This is a genomic window from Frankia sp. CcCS3 (assembly GCF_977927575.1).
This window is the reverse complement of record NZ_CDWRCL010000046.1, coordinates 1-21,500: the sequence shown is the minus strand read 5'-3', so window position 1 is coordinate 21,500 and position 21,500 is coordinate 1. Positions and strand designations below refer to the sequence as shown.

Here is a 21,500-nt window from a genome sequence, read left to right as displayed (position 1 = left end):
GATTCTGATCGACCATCGGACGTGGCAGGAATGCCAGGCGCTTCGCAACCAGGGCTACCAGGTCGCCGTAATATGCCCACGGGGCCCGGGGCAGCGGCGTCACCAGATCGTCGACGGTGTCAGCATCTGGACCTATCGCGGCGCACCCCGGACCCAGGGTGTACTCAGTTACGTTTTCGAGTTCGGCTACTGCTGGGTGCGAACCGCTGTCCTGTCCGTCGCCGTGGCCCGCCGGCACGGATTCGACGTGATCCAGGCGTGTAACCCGCCGGACACGTACTGGGCGCTCGCGCTGTTCTACAAGCCGTTCGGCAAGAAGTTCGTCTTCGACCATCATGATCTCTGTCCGGAACTCTATCGCTCACGGTTCGGCAAGGACGGGGGGCTGTTGCTCCGCGCGCTGCTGCTGCTTGAACGGATGAACCAGCTGGTCGCCGACCACGTGATCGTGACCAACGAATCGTACCGGCGGCTGGCCCTGACTAGGGGGCGGCTGCCATCGGAACGGGTGACCGTCGTCCGAAACGGACCGGACCCCGAACTGATGAAGCCTGCCGCGGAGCGTCCCGAGTTGCGGCGCGGCCGGCAGCACCTTGCCTGTTATCTGGGCATAATGGGCCCGCAGGACGGTGTCGACCGACTCCTCGATGCCATACATCACTATGTCCACGTTCTCGGGCGCACCGACTGCGCCTTCGCCTTGCTGGGATTTGGTGACTGTCTGGACGATCTGCGGAAACAGTCGAGCCGGCTCGGTCTCGACGACTGGGTCGAGTTCACCGGGCGGGCCGACGACCAGATGATCCGGGACTATCTGTCCACCGCTACGGTCGGATTGTCGCCGGACCCGCGGAGCCCGCTGAACGAGGTGTCCACCATGTCCAAGACGCTCGAATACATGGCCTATGCGCTGCCGGTGGTGGCCTATGACCTGACCGAGACCCGGGTGAGCGCCGAGGACGCCGCCGTCTACGTACCCTCCGACACGGTGGCGGACTTCGCCCGGACCCTCGCCGAACTGCTGACGGACCCGGACCGACGCCGGACCCTTGGCGCCCGGGGCCGGGAGCGCATTGTGAACGAATTGTCCTGGCGGTATTCGGAGCCCAGCTACGTTGGGGTCCACGACCGGCTACGTGGTCGCCAGGCCAGCTACCCCAGTATCCCGGTCCCTCGCCAGGGCGGCTTGACCCGCGTGGGCGGCTCGGCAGCGCCGGTTCACACGGCCGGGTCCCGGGAACGAGCGGAACGATGAAGGTCGGTATTCTTGCCGGCGGTCTGGGAAGCCGGTTGGCGGAGGAGACGGTCATCAAACCAAAACCGATGATCGAGATCGGGAATCGGCCGATCATCTGGCACATCATGAAGTACTACGCCCACTTCCAGTTCGCCGATTTTACGATCGCACTGGGGTATAAAGGAGAATATATAAAACGCTGGCTGGTGGACTACGCGGCGCTGACCAGTGATCTCACGGTGTCGCTCCGGAATGGTGATGTGGAACGGCACGGGGGTACCTCGGAGGATTGGCGGGTAAATTTGGTCGACACCGGTCAGAATACCGCCACCGGCGGTCGTATCAGGCGACTCGCGCCCTGGCTCGGTGGCACGGGGACGTTCATGTTGACTTGGGGGGACGGCGTAGCGGACATCGATCTCAACACGTTGCTCGACTTCCACCGCTCGCATGGCAGGATCGCCACGCTGACCGCCGTGCGGCCACCCGCCCGGTTCGGGCACCTCGAGCTGGCCGGGGACCAGATCGTGGAGTTCTCGGAGAAACCACAGGCCGGTGAGGGCTGGATCAACGGTGCCTTCTTCGTCCTAGAACCGCAGGTCTTCGACTACATTGCCGGCGACGACACCCAGTTCGAGAAGGAGCCCCTTGAGCGGCTCGCCAAGGACGGTCAGCTCATGGCATATCGGCATGGCGGCTTCTGGCAGTGTATGGACACGGTACGCGACCGCAAACTCCTGCAGTCGCTGTGGGATGGCGACTGTGCGCCCTGGAAGGTATGGGACTGAGCTCGATGCGTATTCTGGTCACCGGACACGACGGATATATAGGAACCCGTCTCGTCCCGCTCTTCCGGGCCGCCGGGCACGATGTGGTGGGTCTGGACAGCGGACTGTTCTCTGGGTGTACCCTCGGACTCGATCCGGACTTCGTGCCGGCGTTGAAACTTGATATTCGGGACGTCCGGCCGTCCCATCTGGAGGGTTACGACGCGGTGGTCCATCTGGCGGGCATATCCAATGATCCGCTGGGTGATCTGAACCCAGCCGTGACCTATGACATCAACGCCCGGGGGACGTTGCTGGTCGGGCGCGCCGCCAAGGCCGCGGGCGTACCGCGTTTCGTCTTCTCGTCCTCGTGCAGCCTCTATGGCGCGCACGGAGACGCGCCCATCGACGAGTCGGCCGAGTTTCATCCGGTGACCCCCTACGGCGAGTCAAAAGTGATCGCCGAACGGGAGCTCGCCGAGCTTGCCGACGACGATTTCAGCCCGGTCTTCCTGCGCAACGCCACGGCGTACGGCGTCTCACCCCGACTGCGTGGTGACCTCGTGGTGAACAATCTCACCGGCTACGCGGTGACGACCGGCGAGGTTTACCTCAAGAGCGACGGGACGCCGTGGCGGCCGCTGGTACACATCGAGGACATCGCCCGGGCGATGCTCGCCGTGTGCGAGGCGCCCCGCGAGAAGATCCACCTCAAGGCCTACAACGTCGGCCGGTCGGCGGAGAACTATCGGATACGCGACGTGGCCGCGATCGTCGAGGAGGTCGTGCCGGGCGGCCGGGTGGTCTTCGCGGACACGGCCGGGCCGGACAAGCGGAACTACCGGGTGGACTGCGACCGTATCGCCGAGGAGATACCGGGATTCCGGCCGGTGTGGACCGTCCGCAAGGGGGTCGAGGAGCTCTACTTGGCCTACGTCGCCGCCTGGCTGACCAAGGAGGACCTGATCGGCTCCCGCTTCCAGCGGATCCGGCGCATCCAGCAACTCATGGCGGACGGTCTGCTCGACGCCACCCTGCGGTCGGCCGCACCGATGCGGGTGCTATGAGCGTGCTCGGCTGCCACTCCCGCGGCTCGACGTACCTGCCGTACCCGCGGTACCTGCCGTACCCGCGGCGGGGCGGCCGGTTCATCCTTCCGGTTCCGACACCGAGGGTCGTACCATGACTGACCAGTCCACCGCCTGCCCCGCCTGCGGCGGTTCCCGTCTCACCTCCTTCTATACAAAGGACGACGTCCCGTCGCACAGTTGTCTGCTGCTGGCCGGCGAGGACGAGGCCCGGGCGTTCCCGAGGGGTAACCTGCGGATCGCCTTCTGCGAGGGCTGCGGCTTCATCATGAACACGGCCTTCGATCCGGCCAAGAATCAGTATTCCGCCCGTTATGAGGAGACGCAGGCATTCTCCACCCGCTTTCAGGAGTTCGCGCGGGACCTTGCCAAGCGATGGACCGACAAGTACGACCTGTACGGGAAGACGGTCCTGGAGATCGGGTGCGGCAAGGGTGAGTTTCTCGTCCACATGGTCGAGCAGGGTGCCGGCGCCGGCATCGGGATCGACCCGGGTGTCCGGCCCGAGCGCATCACCAGCCCGGTTGCCGGCCGGCTGACCTGGATCACGGACCTCTACTCCGAGCGGTATGCGCACCTGACCGCCGACGCCGTCGTGTGCCGGCACACCCTGGAGCACATCGCGCCGGTCGGCGACTTCATGCGAATGATCCGGGCCGCGATCGGTGACCGGACCGATATCCCGGTCCTCTTTGAGCTGCCGGACGTCCTGCGGGTGCTGCAGGAGGCGGCGTTCTGGGATGTGTACTACGAGCACTGCTCCTATTTCAGCGCCGGTTCGCTGGCGAGGTTGTTCCGAGCTACCGGGTTCGAGGTGCTCGACGTCTCCCTCGACTATGACGACCAGTACCTGCTGATCGAGGCGCGGCCGTCCACCGTTCCGGCGGCCGGTGACCCGCTGCCGATCGAGGACGACCTGGCCACCCTGCGCGTCGGGGTACGGCACTTCCAGCGTGAGGTGGCCACGACGCTGAACCGGTGGAGCGAGATGCTGCGGCACGGGCAGCAGCGCGGCGAAAAGGCGGCGATCTGGGGTTCGGGCTCCAAAGGTGTGTCGTTTCTGGCGACCCTCGGCCCGGCCGCCGGCCTGGTCCGCTACGCCGTCGACATCAACCCGCACAAACACGGCATGTTCATGGCGGGCAGCGGCCACCGCATCGTCCCGTCCGAGTGGCTGCGGGAAGACAGGCCGGACCTTCTGATCATCATGAATCCGATCTATCGTGACGAGATCGCGGGGGAGTTGACCCGGCTGGGTGTCGACACCGAGCTGAGGGCCGTCTGAGTGAGCAATGTCTGTCTGGTGAACAACGTCTGTCCGGTGACCAATGTCTGTCCGGCGTGCCAGGGCACCGCGCTCGAAGACCTGGTACGTGTTGAGCGTTCGCCGGTGATGACCGGCGTGCTGTGGCCGTCGCGGGAGGCCGCTATGGCCGCGCAGCGCCGTGCTCTGGAGCTGTCGCTGTGTGCCGAGTGCGGCACCGTGGTCAATGTCGCGTTCGAGGCCGGGCTCGTCGAGTACGGCGGCGAGTATGACAACTCGCTGCACTTCTCGCCCGCCTTCCGGGCGTACGCCGAGGCGTTGGCGGACCGTCTGATCGTCCGGCACAACCTGGTGGGGCGGGAGATTGTCGAGATCGGGTCGGGCAAGGGGGACTTCCTGCGCCTGTTGTGCGCCCGGGGACTGTGTGCCGGAACCGGGTACGACCCGACCTACATCGGCCCCGAACGTGCCGACGACGCCGCGGTGACCTTTGTGGTCGACCTGTACGGTCCGCGCTATTCCCATCTCCCGGCAGATCTTGTCGTCTGCCGGCACGTCCTTGAGCACGTGTCCGATCCACTGGGCTTCCTGACCGATATCCGCAATGCGCTGGGCGGCCGGGACGCATCGCTGTATCTCGAGGTGCCCAACGGCGGCTTCGTCCTCGGCGAGGCGGGGGTGTGGGACTTCATCTACCCGCACGTGTCGTACTTCTCGCCGGCCGGACTCCGGCGGGTGGTGAGCGCGGCCGGGTTCACCGTCACCGACGCCGGGACGTCCTACGGTGACCAGTTCCTCTGGATCGAGGCCAGGACGGCGCCGCCGGCCCGTCCGCCCGGTCGGATCGGACCGGCCGCCGGCGAGGACGTGGTGGCGACGGACCGGTTCGTGGTCCAGGCCAGAAAGTTCGGTGACGTCTACCGGGAGGTTGTCGGGCGCTGGTCCGCGCATCTCGCCGACCTGGCGACGGCCGCCGATTCCGCTTGGGACGCGCCGCGTGCGCTGGTCTGGGGGGCGGGGTCCAAGGGGGTGGCATTCCTCAACGTGTTGGACGCCGGTTCCGCCGTGCGGGGAGTCGTCGACCTCAACCCGCGGAAGAGGGGCTTGTTCGTGCCCGGCACCGGGCATCCGGTGTTGGCACCCGAGGACCTGTCGGTGGAGCGGGTGGGGCGCGTTTTTCTCCCGAATCCGCTGTATCTGGACGAGGTGCGCGGCCGGTTGGCGGAACTGGGTGTGCCCGCGGAGGTCGTGCCACTTAGTAGTTGACAAGCTCGTCAGCAGAGGTCCGGCTCCGGCCGGACGGAGGGACGATGGAGAATGGCCATACCTGTCGACAGCGGCACCCAGGGTGAGGCCCGACGCAAGGGGCATGATCGCCAGGCGGGGCCTGGTGTCCCGTCACCCCGCCCGCCCGCCCGGCCGCTCGTGACGGTGGGACTACCCGTCTTCAACGGGGAGAACTTCCTGGCCCGGGCGCTGGAGTCGATCGTCGTGCAGGACTACCCGAACCTTCAGATCGTCGTCGCCGACAACGGCAGTACCGACCGAACCGAGCAGATCTGCCGGGAATTCGTCCGCCGGGATCCGCGGATCGAGTACCACCGGAGTCCGGTGAACCGCGGCGCGGCCTGGAACTACAACCGGATCGTCCACCTCGCCGAGGGAACCTACTTCAAGTGGGCCGCCCACGACGACCTCTGCGCCCCCGCGTTCGTCAGCCGGTGCGTCGCGGCCCTGACCGCCGCGTCGCCCACTGCCGTCCTGGCCTACCCCAAAACGGCGCTCATCGACCTGAACGATACGGTGACCGGTGGCTTCGAGGATGGGATGAACCTGTGTGAGCCGACGCCGCACGAGCGTCTGCGACACTTCCTGTCGACCCGCACCGAATACCATCCGGTATTCGGTGTCATACGGGCAGAAGCGATCCTGAAGACGGATCTCATCGGAAAATACGTCGGTTCCGACGTGGTTCTCCTGGCGCAACTCGCCCTGGGTGGACAGTTTGTCGAGGTGCCCGAACGCCTGTTTCTCAGGCGTTTCCACGAGAACACTTCGATGAATGCCAACCCGGGTGCTGAGGAACGCGCTCTGTGGTTTGACCCGCACCGGCAGGCACCGTCGCTGCCGATGGTGGAGAAGACCGTCCGGATGATTCATGTGATCCTGTCCCACGACCGGCTCGATCGGGTCGAGCGGGCTCGCTGCCTGGCGGTTCTGGGGCGGCAGTGGGCATTGCCCCATGCTCGGCACATGGGCGGCGAGGTACGCATGACATTCGGGACCCGAATCGGGACCCGACTCGCCGCGAAGTCCCCATCCCACCGGTCCGGGTAGCGCGACGACACGCGGGTCGGCCTGCATATCGGCGCGGCGCAGGGCGACTACATTGAATCGATCCAGGCTGATGATGGGATCGGTTCAGGCGTATGAATCCTTGGAGCCCCGAATGACAGAACCTTCTGGTCATGGTGCGGACCAGGCCTCGCCGTCGGCGTCGTCGGCTTACCGGGGGAGTCCGACATGGACATCGTGACGATCTCCAGAACGGCGTTCCGCCGATGGTATGTCATGCTTCCGATCCTGCTCGCCACGGCGGCCGCAATCGGGATCACGATGTCTGTCGCCAAGCCTGTCTACCAGTCGAAGGCCATGGTCCTCGTGGTCGGCCCGTCGGTGGAGCAGAAGCTCGCCACATCCTCCTCCGGTTCCGGGTTTATCCTGCAGCCCGTCAACCCGCTCTCCTACTTTGGCGATTCACTCAAGTTGCTGGCTCTCACGGAGTCGAAGATCATGGACTCTCGGCAGGTGCGGGAGGAGATCCGTTCGGCTGGATTCCATGGTGACTACGAGATCTCGGTGCAACCGGAGACGGTATTCCTCGATGTAACGGCCACGGCCGCCGATCCCACCGAGGCCACTCGCACCCTGGATCAGGTGGTACGTGTGATCACCGCGAAGTCGAACGATCTGCAGTCTGCTGTGCCGCCGGACCAGCGTTACCGGATAGCGCCGCTGTCCGAGCCGCCGCTGACGAGCGTGCAGCCCGCCCGTAGCCTCAAGCTGCTTGGCACCGTCGCGTTCCTCGGCGTGGCAGCGGCGCTGGGGCTGGCGCTTGCCGTCGACGCCGAGGCCGGGCGCCGGGCCCGGTCACGGGGAGGGGCGGAGCATTACGGTCCCGCCCGGGCGGGCGCCAGCCGTGGCCGTGGCCGGGGTCGGCGCGGACGGCACGCACTCCCCGAAGATCCCATGGCGGGCACTCGACGGGTCGCCTGGCGGTTCGAGGCGAACCGGTGAGAGGTGAACCGGTGACCAGCGGGCTGGTGGCCGGATGACCGCCGGCTCTCTCACCGGCCGGGCGGCGCCGGGGGCCGGGCCGTTCGGTGCCGGCCAGGCACCTGGCGCCGCCGGGTCGGTGCTCGCTGCGGTCGCGTTCGGATCCGCCGCCGTAGCGGCGGCGATGGTGCTCGGGCCGGTCGGGCCGGCCGTGGTGCTGGCCGTCCCGGCCGTGGCGGTGCCCCTGCTGGCGAGTCGGCGGGACGCGGTGACGCTGCTGACGTTGATGGTCTTCGTTCTCTTCGCCGTGCCGGCGACCTACCGGCTCCCGCCGTTGGGGAAGCTGACCGTGCCCGTCGGCCTTTGCTGTCTTGCCGGCTGGCTGGTTCACCAGGCCGCACGACGCGCCCGGTTCGACCCGGTGTTCCAGCCGGTGCGGGCCGCGACGCTGGTACTCGTATGGGTTCTCACGCTCAGTTTCGCGATGATGTTCACCCGCGTGGTGGAAGCGACAGAGGTCAGCTCCGCTCATCGCAGTCTCGTGACGGTCGTGGCGCAGGCCGGGGTGACGCTGTTGGCCGCCGATGCGATCCGGTGCCGGACCCGGCTGGACAGCCTGCTGCGCCGGGTGGTGCTGGGCGCCACCTTCATGGCCACCATCGGCGGGATCGAGTTTCTGACCGGTCGTAACTACAGCGCCGTCCTGGTCCCCCCGGGAATGTCGCTCAGACCGGACGTCGATCGCGTCGACGTCCGGTCTGGCTTCGAGCGGGTCGCAGCGACGGCCGTGCATCCGATCGAGTTCGGGGTTGTCCTGGCCGTGGTGTTGCCGTTGGCCCTGTACTACGCCGTCGCCGCCCGCGGGTGGGCGCGGGTCGGTGCCTGGGCCCAGGTCGCCGTCATCGGGGCCGTCCTGCCGATGAGCGTCTCGCGAAGCACCGCCGTGAGCGCCGCCGTGGCGATCCTGACCCTGACGGCGGTCTGGCCGGTCCGCCGCCGCCTCAACGGCCTGCTGGCGCTGGCCGGGTCCGTCCTCGTCCTGCACACGCTGTTTCCCGGTCTGCTCGAGGCGACCGTCTCGCTGTTCCTGCGGGCCGGCGCGGACCCCAGCGTGACCGGCCGCACCGAGGACTACGCCCAGGCTTGGAAGTTGTTCACGCAAAGGCTGCTCCTCGGCCGTGGACTGGGCACATTCACCCCCCACCAGTACTTCTACCTTGACAATCAGCTACTCGGCTCGGTGCTGGAGACCGGAGTCGTCGGGACAATCGTGCTGCTGGTCTGGGTCGCCGTCGGTCTCTTGGTGGCCCGTGGGGCGCGGCGTCGGGCCCGGGAACAGCATGACCGGGAACTCGGCCAGGCGTTGATGGCCTCGATCCTGGCCGGGGTCGTCAGCTTCCTCACCTTCGACGCCCTGAGCTTCGCGATGCTTGCCGGCCTGCTGTTCCTGCTCATCGGCTGCGCCGGAGCACTCTGGCGGATGACCCCCGCACCGGCGGTCCTGGCCTCCGGGTGGCAGCGGTGAGCCAGCCACCGGCCGTGACCCGGTCGTCCGTGACCCGGCCGGCCGCCCTGTTGGGGGCGGGGGAGACCGTGGCGGAGCCGTCGCCGTCCCGTCGGGCGCCGCGCGGTTCGATGGCCAGCGGAGCCCGGTGGATGTCGGTGAACCAGGTTGTCGTGCAGGTCACCCGCCTGCTGGTCCAGGTCGTCCTGGCTCACCTGCTCGAACCGCGGGCGTTCGGTCTCATGACGATGGCGCTGGTCATCGTGATGTTCCTCGAAATTCTGCGGGGTTTCGGGACCGGCATGGCGGTTGTCCAACGAGACAAGATCAGCGAGCGGCTGCTCAGCAGCGTCTTTTTCCTCAACATCGGGCTTGGTCTGGTCATCTCGGGCCTGCTGGCGTTGCTGGCGCCCGGCCTGGCCAGCCTGTACGGTGACTCGGCGCTGACGCCCGTGCTCCAGGTCCTGGGCCTCGGCCTGCTGCTCGCCAGCCTCGGTGACCTGCAGCAGTGGCTGCTCCGCCGGGAGATGAAGTTCGGTGCCGTCGCCGCGGCGAATATCATCGGGATGGCGGCCAACGTGGCCTGCTCGATCCTGTTCGCCCTGCTGGGCTACCAGGTGTGGTCACTGGTCATCGGCTATCTGGTCGGATTCGGGGTCACCACCCTCGTCGCGTGGCTGCAGTCGCCGTGGCGTCCCAGGGCGTCGTTCAGCCCCGCCGAGGTCAGGTCCGTGCTGCGTTTCAGCGCCAACCTGAGCGGGTTCAGCGTCTTCAACTTCTTTCTGCTGCACGGCGACAAGGTGATTGTCGGGCATTTCCTCGGAGCCCAGCAGTTGGGCTACTATGGCCTGGCGCAGCGGGTGCTCATGTATCCGGTGAGCACTGTTTCCACGGCGTTCCAGGAAGTCATGTTCGCCGGTCTGTCCCGGCTCCAGGACGATCACGCCGCGATCCGCCGGGTCTATTTCCGGTCATGCGCGCTCGCCGCTCTGGTCTGTTTTCCGGTCATGGCCGGACTCACTGTCGTCGCGCGCGACGTCGTCCTGGTCGTGCTCGGCGCGCGCTGGGAACGGCTGGTGCCGCTCATCTGGCTGCTCGCCCCGATCGGCGGCATCCAGTCGGTGAGTTTCAGCGTCGGGGTCCTCTACAACGTGAAGGGAAGAACTGACCTGCTGCTGCGCTGGGGAATCTTCTCCGGCCTGCTGATGCTCGGCAGCTACTTCGCCGGCCTGCCGTGGGGAATCAACGGGGTCGCGGCGGCGTACGCCATCGTGATCGTCCTCCTGCTACCGCCCGGCTTCGCGATTCCCTTCAGACTGGTGGACGCGAAGCCGCGCGAGTTGGTCACCGCGGTCTGGCCGCACGTCGTGGCGACCGCGGGGACCGTCGCCGTGATGGCCGCTGTCCAGTGGCTCACCCACGGGTTCCGGCTTGCCCGCCCAGTGTGCCTGTTGGCGAGCGTGCTGGCCGGTGCCGCGACCTACATCATGATCACGTGGAGACAACGCCCACCCGCGTTGGCGGACCTACTGCAGTATGCCCGGCGCGCGAGCGCCGGCTCGGGGCAGCCTGCTCCGGCGTCGTCGCGCAGAGACGACGCGCTGGGCCCGACGGCTCACGGGTGAACCCGATGGCTCAACGGTGAAGGAGTCCACTCTTATGGAAGATGCCCCCACGGCGGGCCAGCGGGACGTGGTGCTGGCCCTGCCGATCGAGACGCTCCAGGACATGGCGATCAGGGCGTACATGCGTCCTCCCGATCGTCTACTGCTCACCCTGCTGCGATCGCCCAGGGTCCGGCGCGTGGTCGTGGCCGAGCCGTTTCGGAGCCACCTCGGTACGGTGCTGCGGGGCGGCCGGACCACCGTCCTGCCACCGTCCGGTGGCGTTGAGGGGCATCTGGTGTCGCCGCAGCGGTGGCGCCGCAAGGACCCGGTGACGCTGCCGTCGCTGCGGGCGGCCTATCGGCGGTATGACAGGAGGCTCGGCCGGGCCGCGGGCCGGGCCGGCTGCAAACGACCCGTCGTGATCACTATGTATCCGCCGCTGGCGGGCTTCGCCGACATGTCCTGGGCCGGCTTGGTCATGTACTACGCCCGGGACGACTGGGCGACCCACCCATCGCTACGGCGGTGGCATCCGGCCTTCCGGCATGCCTACGAGGAGATCCGGCGCCGGCGGCTGCCGGTCATCGCGGTGTCCAGGCCGCTGCTGGAACGCCTCCATCCGACCGGTGCCGGGCCGACCGGTGCCGGGCTGGTCGTGCACAACGGTGTCGACCCGGCCGAGTGGCTGCGCCCGCCGTCCCCGCCGGACTGGCTCCGGCGCCTCCCTCGGCCGTGGTGCGTGTACGCGGGCACCGTCGACACCCGCCTCGATCTGGACATGATTCGCCGCCTGGCGTCGGCCGGCACCGTGATTCTGGCCGGCCCCATCCCGGACGAGGCCTCCGTCCGGTCGCTGCGGATGCTGCGGTCGGTGCGGTTGCCCGGACATCTGCCCCGGCCGGCCGTGACCGGTCTGATCGCCGCGGCCGACGTGTGCCTGCTCACCCACCGGAGCACTCCGTTGACCGAGGCTATGGACCCCATCAAGATCTACGAATATCTGGCAGCCGGGCGTCCCGTCCTCGCCACGGACCTTGCCCCGGTTCGGGGCATCGGGCGGCGGGTCCGACTGCTGCGTCCGGGGGACGATCCGGTGGCGGCGATGAACGAGATCCTGACCTGGCCGGCCGTCACGGAGGCTGACCGGCTGGATTTCGTCGCGGACAACAGCTGGTCCGCTCGGCACGTCGCCTTCCTGGACTTCGTCCTCGGCCCGGCCGCGCCCGCCGAGCCCCGTCTCCTGGCAGTGCAGGCGTAGACCGGCTGGAGTTCCCCGCTCGGGTCTCCAGACCCACGAAAAGGGCCGGTACGGCGCGGCCCCCGGCTCGGTGGGATAGCTCTGGAAGGATTCGATGGCTCGCGCTGATTTGACCAATCGACACCGGTATGTCCTGATTGGATCCGTGGCGGTGCTCGTGGCGCTGGTGGCGGGCGGTGGGCTGCTGGTCGCCCTTCGCTCGAGAGACGGGCCCGCGCGGACGGCGGGCACACCGGCCCCCGCCACTGTCCCGGCCACTGTCCCGGCCGGGGTTTCACCGGATGGCGGTGCCGCGACCCGGGATGGCGGTGCCGCGACCCGCGGCCTACCAGGGGGCGACCCGGCCGCGGCCCGAGGATGCGACCGCAAGCCGGACGCCTCGAACACCGGCCCCGCGCCCGGATCCCGGTTCCAGCCGATGCCCGCCGGGAAACTGGCCACTCCCGGACAGGTACTGGAGAACAAGGAGTTCTCCGGACTCATCGACATCTATGCCGACAACGTGACGATAAGAAACTCGATCGTCCACGATGGCATCCGCGTGCGCGGAAGTAATGTGCTGATCGATCACGTGGCGACAAGTGGGATCGCAATCAGAGGTGGCGCAGGTCACGTCATCCAGTACAGTAATCTTTCCGGTGGCGACGACGGCTTCCACATCTCGTCCACGCTCGGACCGGTTTCCGGCGTCACCATCCGTCATAACTACGTCCATGACCGAGGGCCACCGAAAGGGGCCCATACCGACGGCATCCAGGTCCGCGGGGTCCGGGACCTGAGTGTGGTGTGTAACAACCTCGACCTCTCCCCGTACGACAAGACCCAGACAGCCGTCGTCTTTCTGGAGTGGGCGAACGGAGGTAACCGTGATGTGGTTATCGACCACAATTGGTTGAACGCCGGCGGAACGACGCTTGTGGTCGCTGCCAGGAACCTCCGCGTGACGGACAACCGTTTCGGCCGCGGCTTCCGCTGGAGTGTCTGCCGGCTGGGCAACGACGATGCCGGTAAGACCACTTTCTTCAGTGCCGGGAACGTCTGGGCGGACACCGGCCGGCCGGTGGTCCTGTGTGGCCGGACCCGATGAGTGGCCGGACCCGAGGCAAGGTCAGAGACACGATGGCGATGGCGATGGCGATGGCGATGGTGCTGGGCTGCCCCCGCGGCTGCTGCCGTCGCGCTCCCACGTGCCGAGGTCCCCGCGGCGAACCTTCCGGCGGGCGAGCATCTTCGCCACGGTGGAGACCGCGAGATACGCCGGCGCCGCGCCGAGCAGGCGGGGCTCGGCGCGGACCACCCTGAGCCAGTCCACGGACCCGCCGGCGAGGCCACGACCACCCTTCGTGGGACCGCCCGCGGGCGCCAGCCCGAGGGCGCGCAGTTGGGCGTTGCCGGCGAAAACCCGGCTTTTCTGTCGAACGAGGTCGCGTGCGGTCCGGGCCGGATGTACGACGAAACAGGTGCCGTCGACCGTGCATCGCTCATCCGGTGCGAACCGGTGATAGAGAAAGAAGTCATCTGCGATTGCGTCCGGGAAACGATCGAAACAGGCCCGGCCCTGCTCACTCACTCCAATGACCCCACCGATTCGGCCGTTGCGCACATAGGGCAGCCGCAGCCAGATGCGGTAGTAGTCGCGTACTACGCGGCTCGTGCCGGCAAGATGGATTGTCAGGCGCGGTGATGCGGCCAGTGCCGGGCCGGTCCGCAGCACGTCGGCCACCCGCAGCAGGTCGGCGCCGGACACCTCCAGGTCGGCGTCCACATAGAATCGCGGGAAGGCGGTGACCTCGGCGTCGCCAAGGTTCAGCGCGGCCGCCTTGCCGGCCTTCGCGGTCTCCACGCAGCGGACACCTCGGTCGCGGGCCCGACGGGCGGTCTCGTCGGAGCAGCCGTTGGCGACCACGACGATCTCCAGGTCCTCGGGGGCGGCGCCGTCGGCGAGCCGGTCAAGGCAGCGGCCGATCACGGCCGCCTCGTTATAGGCCGGAATGACGACGCTTGCGCGCGCATGCTTATGGTGCGCCGGGGCTGCGGGGGTTTTTCCGCTCGCCGGGTCGGCGCGATCCGACTGTTGCATGACAAAATCCACTGTCTGATCACCCCAGGCCGGCGCCGGCCCGCGCGACGCAGTCGTATTCAGGTAGGCGGGCGGCACACACGGTAGACCATCGTGGCCGGACCGGGTGCGTGCGTGGGGACCCGACGACACTTCCCGTGGTGACGCCCGGCGCTGGCGACTGGCTGGCCGATGTCGCCGGTCGACGGCCCGGCTCGCTGGAGATCGCCCGCTGCGCCCTGCGAAGGGCCAGTCGGATATTTACGCTTTCCACCGCCCAGATTCCGCCGCTCCGAACGCAGCTTGGCATTCCTGAAAGCCGTTTCTCGTACGTTCCGTTCGGGGGCGACTCCACATTTTTCCGGCCATCTGGAAACCCTCCGAAGAAAGGGCCCGTGGTGAGTGTCGGAAATGATCGGCACCGCGACTTCGAAACGTTGGTCCGCGGCCTGTCCCAGGGGCGGAGCAGGCTGGCGGAGATGAGGCTGGCGGAGCTGAGACTCGAGCTGGTGACAGCCCGAAACGTGGCCGTGCCACCGTGGCTCGGCCGGCGTCGGAACCGTCTTACTCTTCCCGAGGTGAGCGACCTGTACAGGACCGCATCGATGGTGGTCGTCTGCCTCCGGCCCAATCTTCACGTGAGCGGCGTCACCGTCGTGTTGGAGGCGATGGCCAGTGGTCGTCCCGTCGTGGTGACCGATACCCCCGGCATCCGGGACTACGTCGATCACGGCCGTACCGGTATTCTCGTTCCGCCCTACGACACCGATGCGCTCGCTGAAGCGGTCGTGCAGCTGGTGCTCGACCCGGACCGGGCGGCCGCGCTCGGTGCGGCCGCCCACCTGGACGTCGAGCACCGCCTGAACACGGAAGCCCAGGCCCGCCGGTTCGCGACTTTGTTGAGAGACCTCTAGCCCGGCCCGGGAAACGGAGAATCCGTGGTCAGGAGAAATACCGACAGATGGGGGTTCGGGGCTGGCCGGGGTCCTCGGGCACCGACGATTTCCTCGGTCGTGGTCAGGTACCGGCATGTTTGAATGACGGTGTGGTTTCCGCTGCGTCGTCACCGCCGGCCGGTGAGCGGCGGTCATCCGGCCCCCCGCCGGAGGCGGGCCGGGCTGCGCGCCACCGGTGGGGACGAGCGGGGCGACGCCGGCTCATCGTGATGCTGTTCGCGGTGGTCCTGGCAGGTTTCACCGCGCTTACCCTTCGGCTGTTCGTATTCCCGGCCGCCGACGTGCCCGTCCAGGCGGACGCCATCGTCATGTTGGCGGGTCCGGGGGACAGAACCGGCAAGGCGATCGAACTGGCCCGTACCGGTTACGCTCCCGTCCTCGTGATGTCTACCCCCGGGATGCGGTGGTGCTCCGCCCACGAGGCACCGAAGGTGGAGGTGATCTGCTTTTCTCCGCACCCGGTGACCACTCGGGGCGAGGCGCGGGCAACCGCTGAGCTCGCCGCCCGACATGGCTGGACCAGGATCCTCTTCGTCACCGGCCGCGCGCAGGACACCCGCGCCCGTGTCCGCATCAGCCGCTGCTTCCACGGTGATCTGCGGGTCACTGTGGTCGGCCCGCGTCGCCTCCGGGAATGGCCTTATGCGATCGCCTACGAATGGGGCGCCCTCGCAAAGGCACTGATCTGGCAGCGGAGCTGCTGACCCCGAGGAGCCGACCGGGGACCGGGTGGGAATGCTGGCCCGCGTTGCGAGGACCCGGAATGCGCCAGAAACGCCACCGGCCCGCGGTCGGATAACCAACCGAACGACAACCCGTCGTCTAGGGTGAGGCAGGAACTGGCGGCCGGGGCCAGTTGGCACGATCAGCGTTACGGCCGACGGCCGGACCACCACTGCCGACACAGATTACCTGGGTCTGGAGAGGGAAATGGGCGTCGACGTCTCGATCCTGATCGTCTCCTACAACACCGGCGCCATGACGGCGGCATGCCTGGAGTCCTGTGTAGCCGCGTCCGACGGTCTAGCGACCGAGATGATCGTCCTGGACAACGCCTCCACGGACGACTCTGTCTCGATCATCCGTGGTCGGTTTCCCGCGGTGAACCTGATCGAGCAGAGGACGAACCTCGGCTTCGGCCGGGCGGTCAACCTCGCGGCCTCCCACGCGAAGGGGGAGTACCTGCTCCTCCTCAACCCCGACACGGTGGTGCTCCCCGGCGCGGTCGCGAACCTGCTGGACTTCGCGCGGGCCAACCCGAGGCACGGCATCTACGGCGGTCGCACCCTCGGTCCGGACCGGACCATCGACCCCAGGTCGTGCTGGGCTGTCCCGACCGTCTGGAGCCATGTGTGCTTCGGCCTCGGACTGTCCACCGCCTTCCGGCGTTCGGCCCTGTTCGATCCCGAATCAATGGGACCGTGGCCTCGCGACACGGTTCGGGCCGTGGGGGTGGTGACGGGCTGCCTGTTGCTCATCCCACGCGCGCTGTTCGAGCAGCTCGGTGGCTTCGACCCCCGTTTCTTCATGTACGGCGAGGACGTCGACCTGTCGATCCGGGCCCGCCGAGCCGGCCTGGATCCCGTGATCACACCCGGCGCGGTCGTGGTTCACCATGGCGGTGCGTCCTCCGCCGGATGGGCGGACAAGCACGTGCTGGTGATGACGGGCAAGGTGACACTGGCGCGGACCCGTTGGACCGGGTGGCGCCGGACGGTGTGTCTGGCGATGCTGCTCCTCGGGGTGGCGCTGCGGGCGGCCCTCGCCACGGTAACCGGCCGGCCGGCCGGCGCCGGGAGCGGCGGCTGGCGCGTCGTCTGGACTCGGCGGGCCGACTGGCGGGCCGGCTATCCGCCCCTTCCGCCAGCCTAGAATGCGCCGGACCGCCGCAGAACGGCGCGAACAGTCCGGGCGATGATGGCGAGGTCGAGCATGATCGACCAGTTCTCGACATAGTAGAGGTCGAGCCGCACCCCGTCCCGCCAGGGCAGTTCTGAACGCCCATTTACCTGCCACAGTCCGGTCAGGCCGGGCTTGACCTTGAATCGACGGTGGACGGAGTCGTGATATTGAGCGACCTCTGCCGGCAGCGGCGGCCGCGGCCCCACCAGCGACATCTCGCCGCGGAGGACGTTGACGAGTTGCGGCAGCTCGTCGATCGACAGGTGCCGTAGCGTCCGTCCGACCCGAGTGACGCGGGGGTCGTCGCGAATCTTGAAAAGTGGCCCGTCAGCCTCGTTGCGCTCCTCCAGGGCTGCCCGGCGCCGTTCGGCGTCCACGTACATCGTCCGGAACTTGAGGATCTGGAACGCGCGGCCGTCCTTACCCACCCGGGTCTGGCGAAACCACGCCGGTCCGGTGCTGTCGACCCGGATGGTCAACGCGACGAGAAGCAGCAGCGGAGACAGGGTAACGAGGGCCATGGCGGCAAGGATTCGGTCGAAGATGTCTTTGGCGACCTTTCGCCAACCGGTATAGACCGGGCTCTCCACGTGTAGCAGGGGGAGACCTGCGATCGGCCGCAGGGACACCCGCGGTCCGGCGATTCCGGCCATACTCGACGCGATGACGAGATCGACACCGGTCCCCTCGAGGTCCCAGGCGATCCGCTTGGCGGCTTCGATGTTGACCGCCGCGGATGAGGCGACCACCACCGTGTCGGCCATGGCGCGGGCGACGGCGGACCGCAGCGCCGGCAGGGCACCGAGGACGGGAAAGGGAAAATAATCGGCCGAGTAGTCGTCCTGCCGGGGTAGGCATGCGCCGACGATCTCGAATCCGGCCGCGGGTTCATATCGGAACTCGCTGACGAGTTCGGCCACCGTGCTACGGTCACCGACGACGACAACCCGGTGGCGGGCACGGCCGGCCCGCCGAGCCGCCACCAGCCGCCGGCGGGCGAGCATCCGACCGGTAATCAGCAGCAGCAGCCCCAGCGGCAGGACCACCAGACAGAACCCGCGAGCGACTTCTGCGCGCAGGACGTAGGAGAGGATCGCCGTCGTGCCCCACAGTCGGAACGTCGCGACGCTGATCCGCCGGTATTCCTCGGTTCCGATGCCCAGATATTTCGTCTGATAGGTATCGGCGGCGCCGAGCATGGCGAGCCAGCCCAGTCCGATACCTATCGCGACGGAGAGATATGACGCCCCGTGGACGGTTGGGTTCGAATTCATACCGAACCGGAGGACATAGGAACAGGTAAGCGCGACCGTGATTGCCGTGGCATCGATGATGAAGATTCTGGCGGTCAGCCGGACCTTCCACTCCGGCGGCCCGGCTGCCGGCGGCTCTGGTTGCCGTTGTTGCGGAATAGCCGGGATGGTTGTGTCCCGGGGCGTGGCCGCCACCGACGAGAGCATCGCGGGGTCCTCGTCCCGCCCTCCGGTTGAGTCAGGCACCTCGGGCCTTCGTCGTGCGGTTTCCCCGGCCTTGGCCATATCGGTTGTTCTCCGCTCCATCGGATGGCAGTGGGTGTTCATAGTTGCTGCTGGGTTGGACCTGGAACGATCCGCTCCCGTAGCCGGCGAAGGTGAGCCAGTCGGTGAGCAGCCCCAGTGACCCGCCGGTCGTGGCGAACGTACGCACCTCAGTGGTCGCGCGTCCAGAACCCCGTCTGGCCACCCCGTCTGGACGCGTATCGCCGCCGCGTCCGTGTCTAGGTGAACGCATCCGCTGGCCATGCCCCGACCGGCCGGGGAAACGGTTGGGCCGCCGGTTGCGTACCGTCCGCCGCCGACGATGAGGAAATATCCCGACCCCCGTCGGCGACACGCCAGCACCGGGCTTCCGGAGCTATCAACATCCATTATTTAGAGTCACGGCGCGTGACGAGCGCGTGGTCGGAAGCTCGGCAGGACGAAATTCCACCGTAGTCCACCGGCCATCCAGGTCTGTCCAGGGGGCGTCCTTGTCTGGTTCGGGTGATTCGTCATCGGTAAGCGTGGTGATTCCGACGCTCAACGAGGCGCGGAATCTGCGGGAAGTATTTGGCCGACTTCCGGTGGACGCCGAAATAATCCTGGTGGATGGGAACTCCACCGATGACACCGTCCGACTGGCCCGCGAGCTACGCCCCGGCGTGGTCGTCGTCCGCCAGACCCGATACGGCAAGGGCAACGCCATGGCCTGCGGCTTTGCCGTGGCATCGGGGGACATTGTTGTCACGCTCGACGCCGACGGCTCGGCCGACCCGGCCGAGATACCCCCCGGATGTCGTCGGCATGCCGACTGATCCACTGCTCGATGTAGTGCCGGTAGACCGGCAGCCCGCGGTCCCATCCGTAGCGGTCGCTGAACGGCCTGACCCGTTTCATGTTCCCCCACGAAACCCGGTGTCCCGGCGCGTTCCGCAACGTCCAGTATGCTATCTGCTGCGCCTTTTGCTGCACCATTCGTGGTGATCGCCGGTAGCAGCGGAGAGCCCATTCCGGTGGGAGTTTCTCTATCTCGACCTCCGTATTCGGCGCCATGAGACCTCCTCGTTGCACCACGTCACCGCCTTCCTTGTTGTCTTCTGTCTCACTGCTTGGCGGCTGCTCGCCGCTCCTGGGCGTAGAGCAATGGTCCGGCGGTGTAGCCGGTGAACTCCCGCAGCAGGGCACCCTTCGGGGCCTGGACCCGCCCGTCGAGCCGCTGGCTCGTCGCATGGCCGATGCGGGCCATCCCACGCAGGCCTCGTGGGATGCGACGTACCACCTCACCCCGGGTCGACCGCTGGAGAAGCAGCTTGGCCAGGAAGGCAGTGAAACCGGAGCCGTAGCTGAACATCTGGGCGAGCAGCGCCGCGTCGTCGGCGCGGTGGTGATGCCAGACGAAGGCGGCTGGTTCGTAGGCGATCGCTCGGCCCGCCCGCAGCCTGCGCACGAAGAGGTCGAGGTCCTCGCCGCCCCGGCTCCTGGTGCCCGGTCCCAACGTCTCGTCGAAGCCGCCGAGGTCCCGCAGGAACGCGGCGTCGAACCCGAAATTCGCGCCGGTGCCGACGAAACCTATGTAGGGGTACAGCGGACCGTGCCGCTCGTTGTCGGCGAGGTCGAAAAGCACCGGCTCGCAGCGGGTGGACCAGTACGACGCCCGGGCGTCGAAGTAGGCTTCGGCCGCGCTCGCGATGCTCGCCGTGCAGACGAGTCCCGTGACGCACGCAACGTCCGGCTGGCGCCGGAAACCCCCCGCGCCAGCGCGAGCCCGCGGTTGCGGGCGCGGGAGAGACCCGGGTGTGGTTCGGGGACATGGCGGAATCGTTCGTCGGTGGCCGCAAACGAGTCGACGACCCGCTTCGTGGCGTCGCTCGACGGTGCATTGTCCACGATGAGGAACTCGACGGCCGGATAGGTGATCTCCGTGAGTCGACGCAGGCAGTTGGCCAGGATCTCACTGCGGTCTCTGGTGGGGACGACGACGGAGACGAGATCCGTGGAATCGAGATCTGTGGATTGAACCTTGTTTGGGCAGGCCTCGGTGGCTGCGGCAGGCCTGGTGCGGGCCTCGAGGCGCTCGAGCGGGCGGAGACCCTCGCTGACCAGGTGATCGTTCATGCGCCCGCCGAACTCCGACCAGACCCTGCCGAGCAGCTCATCGACGTCGATGCCGGTGGCCGTCCTGGCGGCCGCGGCATAGCCGAGCGGCTCACCGTGCAGCAGGACGAGGACCCGCGCACGTCGCTGATGGTCGCGTGGCGGCACGGCCGAGCGCACGACGCCCTCGGCCGACACCTCGAGCTGACAGCAGCAGGTACCCTCGTCGGTCGCGGCCGGACCGGTTGGGGACTCCCGATTCCCGTGCGGGTTCATCCGGCGCTCCTCGCCTCGTGATCTTCTGCCTCGTGATCCCCGGCGCGTCCGCGGATCGTCCGTTGGGCCGGGATAACTCGACGCAATGCCCCACCCAGTTCCCGCTCGAGGTCGGGGCGTCGGTAAACCTGCGGTCTGCGTGCCGTCTCGACGAGCGCATCAACGCGGGTCTGGCGCCCCACCTCGATCCTGGGCAGGGCATAGCGGTCCTGAGCTGTCGGGAAGGCACGCCGAGTCAGCAGCGTGAACGCCGCGTCGTATCCCGCTTTCTTCACCATCATGCGCACGCGCGCGTCATGTTCCCCGTAGGGATAGGCGAACAGGCGTGGCCTCGGCAGCCCGATGGCCGCGAGGTCGCTGCGCGCCGCGGAAAGCTCGTCCCACAGGCCGGCCCTGCTCATCCTCGTCAACTCCCGTGAGTGCGGGAGTGCGCCGCCACTTCCCAGCCTTCCCGGTGAAGGGCGCGCAGCCGGCTCGCGTCGAGGAGCGGTAGCCTGGCGGCGCCGTTCACCGCATCCCACCTGTTCCAACCGCCGATCTCTTTCGTGACCACGAAAACCGTCGCGGGAATACCAAGTTCCCGAAGGACGGGCACGGCATGCTCGAACAGACTCGCATAGGCGTCGTCGAAGGTGAGGACCAGGGACTGATGCCGGGTCTTCGAAGTTAACCGGGGTGGGCGTGAGACCCCAGCC

20 protein-coding genes and 1 pseudogene are annotated in these 21,500 nt (G+C 67.6%); 15 read left to right on the top strand and 6 right to left on the bottom strand.

Annotation, left to right across the window (positions count from 1 at the left end; genetic code table 11):
* Window position 1 precedes the first annotated feature (1 nt).
* The 11 genes from AC08OQ_RS06795 (at window position 2) to AC08OQ_RS06745 (ending at window position 13,088) form a co-directional block, all read left to right on the top strand.
* Window positions 2-1,255: a glycosyltransferase family 4 protein gene (locus tag AC08OQ_RS06795; RefSeq protein ID WP_476611951.1), complete on the top strand. Its 1,254-nt coding sequence runs from the start codon at window positions 2-4 to the stop codon at window positions 1,253-1,255.
* Window positions 1,252-2,025 (top strand): glucose-1-phosphate cytidylyltransferase, encoded by a 774-nt coding sequence (gene rfbF / locus AC08OQ_RS06790; RefSeq protein WP_476598659.1) that lies wholly within the window; start codon window positions 1,252-1,254, stop codon window positions 2,023-2,025. Before AC08OQ_RS06795 ends, rfbF begins: the two co-directional genes overlap by 4 nt.
* A 5-nt stretch (window positions 2,026-2,030) precedes the next feature.
* Window positions 2,031-3,071 (top strand): NAD-dependent epimerase/dehydratase family protein, encoded by a 1,041-nt coding sequence (locus AC08OQ_RS06785; RefSeq protein WP_462186774.1) that lies wholly within the window; start codon window positions 2,031-2,033, stop codon window positions 3,069-3,071.
* Window positions 3,072-3,186: 115 nt separating this feature from the next.
* Window positions 3,187-4,377 carry a class I SAM-dependent methyltransferase gene (locus AC08OQ_RS06780; protein WP_476592207.1) on the top strand — a complete coding sequence of 397 codons (1,191 nt, stop codon included), beginning with the start codon at window positions 3,187-3,189 and terminating at the stop codon, window positions 4,375-4,377.
* On the top strand, window positions 4,378-5,622 hold the full coding sequence (locus tag AC08OQ_RS06775; protein WP_476598662.1) for a class I SAM-dependent methyltransferase: 1,245 nt from the start codon (window positions 4,378-4,380) through the stop codon (window positions 5,620-5,622).
* Window positions 5,623-5,673: 51 nt separating this feature from the next.
* Window positions 5,674-6,693: a glycosyltransferase family 2 protein gene (locus AC08OQ_RS06770; protein WP_476598663.1), complete on the top strand. Its 1,020-nt coding sequence runs from the start codon at window positions 5,674-5,676 to the stop codon at window positions 6,691-6,693.
* A 186-nt stretch (window positions 6,694-6,879) separates the two neighbouring features.
* Entirely contained in the window at window positions 6,880-7,653 is a 774-nt protein-coding gene (locus tag AC08OQ_RS06765; protein ID WP_462188463.1) for a Wzz/FepE/Etk N-terminal domain-containing protein, read from the top strand.
* A gap of 34 nt (window positions 7,654-7,687) precedes the next feature.
* Window positions 7,688-9,157, top strand: a complete 1,470-nt coding sequence (locus AC08OQ_RS06760; RefSeq protein ID WP_476598665.1) for an O-antigen ligase family protein — start codon at window positions 7,688-7,690, stop codon at window positions 9,155-9,157.
* Complete coding sequence (locus AC08OQ_RS06755; RefSeq protein ID WP_476604432.1) at window positions 9,154-10,761, top strand: lipopolysaccharide biosynthesis protein; 1,608 nt, start codon at window positions 9,154-9,156, stop codon at window positions 10,759-10,761. The genes AC08OQ_RS06760 and AC08OQ_RS06755 overlap by 4 nt, the downstream gene beginning before the upstream one ends.
* A 34-nt stretch (window positions 10,762-10,795) precedes the next feature.
* On the top strand, window positions 10,796-12,001 hold the full coding sequence (locus AC08OQ_RS06750) for a glycosyltransferase (protein WP_476598669.1): 1,206 nt from the start codon (window positions 10,796-10,798) through the stop codon (window positions 11,999-12,001).
* Between the two features lie 145 nt (window positions 12,002-12,146).
* Window positions 12,147-13,088, top strand: coding sequence for a right-handed parallel beta-helix repeat-containing protein (locus AC08OQ_RS06745; protein ID WP_476598671.1), 942 nt, complete (start codon window positions 12,147-12,149; stop codon window positions 13,086-13,088).
* Between the two features lie 21 nt (window positions 13,089-13,109).
* On the opposite strand, the gene AC08OQ_RS06740 is transcribed toward AC08OQ_RS06745, so the two are convergent.
* A complete protein-coding gene (locus tag AC08OQ_RS06740) occupies window positions 13,110-14,081 on the bottom strand; it encodes a glycosyltransferase family 2 protein (protein ID WP_476611950.1) in 972 nt (323 codons plus the stop codon).
* 137 nt (window positions 14,082-14,218) lie between these two features.
* Between AC08OQ_RS06740 and AC08OQ_RS06735 the strand changes: the two genes are divergently transcribed.
* The 3 genes from AC08OQ_RS06735 to AC08OQ_RS06725 all read left to right on the top strand — a co-directional run bounded on the left by AC08OQ_RS06735 (window position 14,219) and on the right by AC08OQ_RS06725 (window position 16,888).
* Window positions 14,219-14,974: a glycosyltransferase family 4 protein gene (locus tag AC08OQ_RS06735; protein WP_476611949.1), complete on the top strand. Its 756-nt coding sequence runs from the start codon at window positions 14,219-14,221 to the stop codon at window positions 14,972-14,974.
* A gap of 263 nt (window positions 14,975-15,237) precedes the next feature.
* Window positions 15,238-15,720 carry a YdcF family protein gene (locus AC08OQ_RS06730; protein ID WP_462188456.1) on the top strand — a complete coding sequence of 161 codons (483 nt, stop codon included), beginning with the start codon at window positions 15,238-15,240 and terminating at the stop codon, window positions 15,718-15,720.
* Window positions 15,721-15,946: 226 nt separating this feature from the next.
* Window positions 15,947-16,888 (top strand): glycosyltransferase family 2 protein, encoded by a 942-nt coding sequence (locus AC08OQ_RS06725; protein ID WP_462202490.1) that lies wholly within the window; start codon window positions 15,947-15,949, stop codon window positions 16,886-16,888.
* Here the strand turns inward: AC08OQ_RS06725 and AC08OQ_RS06720 are convergent.
* Window positions 16,885-18,378: a sugar transferase gene (locus AC08OQ_RS06720; RefSeq protein WP_476611948.1), complete on the bottom strand. Its 1,494-nt coding sequence runs from the start codon at window positions 18,376-18,378 to the stop codon at window positions 16,885-16,887. The genes AC08OQ_RS06725 and AC08OQ_RS06720 overlap by 4 nt on opposite strands.
* Window positions 18,379-18,926: 548 nt before the next feature.
* Between AC08OQ_RS06720 and AC08OQ_RS06715 the strand changes: the two are divergent.
* Window positions 18,927-19,220, top strand: a pseudogene (locus tag AC08OQ_RS06715) (glycosyltransferase family 2 protein); the annotation flags it as partial.
* A 317-nt stretch (window positions 19,221-19,537) separates the two neighbouring features.
* Here AC08OQ_RS06715 and AC08OQ_RS06710 read toward each other — a convergent pair.
* The 4 genes from AC08OQ_RS06710 to AC08OQ_RS06695 form a co-directional block, all read right to left on the bottom strand.
* The gene (locus AC08OQ_RS06710; protein ID WP_462186943.1) at window positions 19,538-20,059 is read right to left on the bottom strand and encodes a glycosyltransferase family 2 protein; all 522 of its coding nucleotides are present in this window, start codon (window positions 20,057-20,059) and stop codon (window positions 19,538-19,540) included.
* Window positions 20,005-20,550, bottom strand: a complete 546-nt coding sequence (locus AC08OQ_RS06705) for a glycosyltransferase family 2 protein (protein ID WP_476604437.1) — start codon at window positions 20,548-20,550, stop codon at window positions 20,005-20,007. Before AC08OQ_RS06705 ends, AC08OQ_RS06710 begins: the two co-directional genes overlap by 55 nt.
* A 251-nt stretch (window positions 20,551-20,801) precedes the next feature.
* Entirely contained in the window at window positions 20,802-21,206 is a 405-nt protein-coding gene (locus AC08OQ_RS06700; protein ID WP_476598678.1) for a polysaccharide deacetylase family protein, read from the bottom strand.
* Window positions 21,207-21,211: 5 nt separating this feature from the next.
* Window positions 21,212-21,500 (bottom strand): polysaccharide deacetylase family protein (locus tag AC08OQ_RS06695; protein WP_476611947.1); only part of this gene is annotated, 289 nt, incomplete at its 5' end.

Bases quoted from the DNA above. Each gene is read 5' to 3' on its own strand.
- AC08OQ_RS06760 (WP_476598665.1), top strand. From the start codon at position 7,688: ATGACCGCCGGCTCTCTCACCGGCCGGGCGGCGCCGGGGGCCGGGCCG.
- AC08OQ_RS06770 (WP_476598663.1), top strand. From the start codon at position 5,674: ATGGCCATACCTGTCGACAGCGGCACCCAGGGTGAGGCCCGACGCAAG.
- AC08OQ_RS06785 (WP_462186774.1), top strand. From the start codon at position 2,031: ATGCGTATTCTGGTCACCGGACACGACGGATATATAGGAACCCGTCTC.
- AC08OQ_RS06765 (WP_462188463.1), top strand. From the start codon at position 6,880: ATGGACATCGTGACGATCTCCAGAACGGCGTTCCGCCGATGGTATGTC.
- AC08OQ_RS06750 (WP_476598669.1), top strand. From the start codon at position 10,796: ATGGAAGATGCCCCCACGGCGGGCCAGCGGGACGTGGTGCTGGCCCTG.
- AC08OQ_RS06700 (WP_476598678.1), bottom strand. From the start codon at position 21,206: ATGAGCAGGGCCGGCCTGTGGGACGAGCTTTCCGCGGCGCGCAGCGAC.
- AC08OQ_RS06740 (WP_476611950.1), bottom strand. From the start codon at position 14,081: ATGCAACAGTCGGATCGCGCCGACCCGGCGAGCGGAAAAACCCCCGCA.
- AC08OQ_RS06720 (WP_476611948.1), bottom strand. From the start codon at position 18,378: ATGCTCTCGTCGGTGGCGGCCACGCCCCGGGACACAACCATCCCGGCT.
- AC08OQ_RS06725 (WP_462202490.1), top strand. From the start codon at position 15,947: ATGGGCGTCGACGTCTCGATCCTGATCGTCTCCTACAACACCGGCGCC.
- rfbF (WP_476598659.1), top strand. From the start codon at position 1,252: ATGAAGGTCGGTATTCTTGCCGGCGGTCTGGGAAGCCGGTTGGCGGAG.
- AC08OQ_RS06780 (WP_476592207.1), top strand. From the start codon at position 3,187: ATGACTGACCAGTCCACCGCCTGCCCCGCCTGCGGCGGTTCCCGTCTC.
- AC08OQ_RS06705 (WP_476604437.1), bottom strand. From the start codon at position 20,550: ATGAACGATCACCTGGTCAGCGAGGGTCTCCGCCCGCTCGAGCGCCTC.